Below are 3,248 nucleotides of genomic sequence, written 5' to 3'. Positions count from 1 at the left end.
GCCGATGCGGGCGGAGCGCAGGGGATTGCCGCTGAGGAGGCACGGCTGAAGCCGCTGCTCGCCCGGCTCGACGCCGTGCTGTGCGCTCCCCCGGCGTCGGCCTGCGGCGTCGCCCGCGCGCCGACCGCGCTGGCGCCGGCGGAGTCGGGCAAGCGACCGAAACTGACCGGCGCGCTCGACCGCGCCTCCACCGCGGCGCAGATCCTGCTGCTCGAATATGCCGACGGTAAGCCGATGGCGGAGGTCGGCTGGGGTCGCGTTACCGCCGCCGAGATCGGGCGCTTCGCCGAATTCCATGCCACCGAATTCAGGCTGCTCGCGCGCCCGCGCTATGTCGCAAAGGCAAACCTGTCACTGCTGACGCCGTTGATGATCGGGGCGCTGACCGGCGAGGGGGGAACGCCGGTGACGATGATCGCCGGGCATGACACCAATGTCGCGAGCCTCGGCGGGCTGCTGGGTGTTCACTGGCACGTTCCCGGCCTTGCCGCCGACGATCCCGCGCCCGGTGGCGCGATCGTGCTGGAGCGGCTGGTCGATGCGAGAGGCCATCGCTTCGTGCGTGCGCTCTATCGCTCACAAACGCTCGACCAGATCCGGGCCCTCGCTCCCGCCACAGCTTATGTCGCGGTGTTGCCGATCGCTGGCTGTTCGGCGCGAGGTGTTGTCGGGCTCTGCACCGAAGCCGATTTCGTCAAAGCGCTGACGCGCTGATCATCACCGTGTGAACGGCCGGGCGCCGCCGCCTTCGCGACGCGCGACGATGACCTGCCATCTGCTACGACGGCGGACGGGGTGGAGCGTCCACGAAACGCCGGTCATCCGCAGGAAACGCTCGTGGATGCCAGCGGCATGCTGCGCGAAGTCGTAATAGTCGATCCGGTGATGGGCCAGCACCAGTCGACCACCCGGGCGAAGCGTTTCAGCGACATCGAGCGCGACACGCCGCATGGCCCGCGGTGAGAGATAGTAAAGCAGCTCGGCGATGACGACGGCGTCATAGCTCCTGCGCGGAAACCGCCCCGGCAGGGCCAGGATGATCGCGCGCGCACGCGGCCGGGCGGCAATGGCATGCGATGTGAGGCGGGTTCCCTCCACCGTGCCTTCGGTCGCATCGAGGCGCCGTGCGCGCGTGGCAATGGCGCGGCTGTTCGATCCGTTGCCGCTTCCCAGTTCGAGAACTCGCCCAAGCGGCCCCGGGCCGAGCGCGTGCAGGATCGCGGTTCGTTTCACCGCCTCGTCGCGACGGGAAAAGGTCCGCCAGGGGTCGTCATCGGCCGCGAATTTCGCGGCGAAACCGTTGAGATCGATCGGCTTCATCTCCGCGCCTCGATGAAACGCTCGACCGGGTGAGCAAAGACCGCCAGTTCGTGACGTGCGATCGAGAAGCCATCGGGATCGTCCGCGATCATCCCGAGCTGCGTGCGATGCAAGCGGATGAGCGATCGCTTGGCCGACCCACCGCCGGTCAGCGACACGGTACGGACGCGGGCGTCCCCCCGGCGCCGTGGCGGCCAGACCTGATAGGTCAGCCGCCGCCCGCCGAACCGGAATTGCCGCAGCGCCGTCGCCACCGCCCGGTGATCGGGATGCGCATCGCTCCCCGCCGGGCCTACCAGCAGATCCATCGCACGATGCCGCCGTAGGGCGCGATGCAGCGTCTTGCGGCACCCGTCCCGCCGCACGGACAAGCCGCCGTCGGGCAACCGCAGAAAGGTCACCGCGTCGCGCGTGATGCCCAAGCGGAGGAGCGCGCGCAGGCTTTCTCGCGCCCGCGCGGACGTCAGGCGGTCGGCGGGCCATGTCGGGCTGTTCGGATGCGATGCCGCGCCATCGCTGACCACGATCACCGTCACGTCACTGCCCCGCCGTCGCAGCGCGTGGATCAGGCACGCGGCTCCGATGATCTCATCATCGGGATGTGGCGCGACGATCACCGCCCGGCGAACGCCTTTGAGGCTGAGTTTCACAGCGACGGGGCCAGGAAGCCCATTTGCACCGCACGCCCGACGCGCAGGCGCTGGGCATCGGGCGCCGGTTGACGCAGATAGACCGTCAGATCCGCGAGCGCCGCGGAAAGCGGGTGCGCCAGGAATTGCCCGGCCAGCCCTACCGCCGCCTGCGCGATCACCATCGCGCGTTCAGCGGCGTCGGTCACCCCCAGGCGAGCGGCCGCCACCCGCGCCAGCCGCGCTTCCTCCGCCGCCCCGTCCTCGAACCACAGCCGCGCCGTTCGCCGAACGATCGCCGCCGCCATCTCCGCCAGCCCGAACAATTCGGCGAGCCGCGCGGATTGGAACGGGTCATCGGCTCGCCCTGTCGATACCAGATGCTCGCGGGTCCGGTCGACAATCCCGGCGATGCCCCCGGCGTGCACCGCCACGAACCGTAGCGCCCCACCGCTGAAATATGGCTCGCGCGCATAGGCGCCCGGGGCGCCGATCCGGTCGTCGTCCGTAATCGCGGCATCGTGCCAGCGAACCTGATGCGTTTCCGAGCGCTGCATGCCCGTCACGCGCCACCAGTCGCGGTCGATCACCGGCGCGACCCGCGCCAAATCCAGCAGCAGCAGTTGCGCACCACCCGGCGCATCGGCGGTGACCAGTGCATGGGTGAGGATTCCCGCCCCCGATGCATAGCTCTTGCCGCCCGTCAGCCGATGTCCGTCCAGCAGCAGCGGTTCGCCGGGGAGGCCCGCATTCCACACCCCCAGCAGCGCGCCTCGTGCCAGCACGGTCTTCAGCCGATCCACCTGCGTCGCGGACCCATAACGCTGCATGATCTGCACCGCATCGACATGGCCCTCCAACAGCCGCCCCAGCGGCAGATCGCGGCGCCCGCATTCGTACAGCGCCGTCAGCAATGCGGCATATTCGTCCTCCGTGCGAGGATCGCCGGGAAGCTGATCCGCCCAGCCGGAAGCGGTGATGGCGCTTCGCAAAGCGACGGCCATGGTGTTCACGCCGCGACCTCTCGATCCCGGCATTCCAGCGCCGTCAGAATGTCCTCCGCCTCCGTCAGCGATACCGTGCCCCAATCAACGGGTGGGGCGGGGACGACGCGCATCGCGAACGCTTCGCCATTGGGACAGTCTCTCGCAACGCCCAGAATGTGATCGGCGGAAAGACCCAGTCGCGCGCCGAGAGCCGATCGGGCATCGGCGCGGTCCATCATCGCGAAGCCGCGCCGCGCCGCCGCCTGCGCGCGCCACTGCCAGGCCGCACCACGCGGGTCGGCCATGCGGGGCT

General features: G+C 69.6%; 4 protein-coding genes and 1 pseudogene. 1 reads left to right on the top strand and 4 read right to left on the bottom strand.

Going from position 1 to position 3,248, the window contains the following annotated elements:
• Positions 1-714 (top strand): histidine-type phosphatase (locus tag ACFDSW_RS16025; RefSeq protein WP_375251260.1); only part of this gene is annotated, 714 nt, incomplete at its 5' end.
• A 3-nt stretch (positions 715-717) separates the two neighbouring features.
• On the opposite strand, the gene ACFDSW_RS16020 is transcribed toward ACFDSW_RS16025, so the two are convergent.
• The 4 genes and pseudogenes from ACFDSW_RS16020 to ACFDSW_RS16005 form a co-directional block, all read right to left on the bottom strand.
• A complete protein-coding gene (locus ACFDSW_RS16020; protein WP_375251259.1) occupies positions 718-1,320 on the bottom strand; it encodes a class I SAM-dependent methyltransferase in 603 nt (200 codons plus the stop codon).
• Entirely contained in the window at positions 1,317-1,937 is a 621-nt protein-coding gene (locus ACFDSW_RS16015; RefSeq protein ID WP_375251258.1) for a PIG-L deacetylase family protein, read from the bottom strand. The genes ACFDSW_RS16020 and ACFDSW_RS16015 overlap by 4 nt, the downstream gene beginning before the upstream one ends.
• Positions 1,938-1,966: 29 nt before the next feature.
• A complete protein-coding gene (locus ACFDSW_RS16010; protein ID WP_375251261.1) occupies positions 1,967-2,953 on the bottom strand; it encodes an acyl-CoA dehydrogenase in 987 nt (328 codons plus the stop codon).
• A 5-nt stretch (positions 2,954-2,958) separates the two neighbouring features.
• Positions 2,959-3,248 (bottom strand): annotated as a pseudogene (locus ACFDSW_RS16005) (glycosyltransferase); the annotation flags it as partial.

Origin of the sequence: Sphingomonas sp., assembly GCF_042091075.1 — a bacterium.
Taxonomy (GTDB): domain Bacteria; phylum Pseudomonadota; class Alphaproteobacteria; order Sphingomonadales; family Sphingomonadaceae; genus Sphingomonas.
Note: the sequence above shows the minus strand (reverse complement) of the source record. Positions and strands in the feature narration are given on the sequence as shown.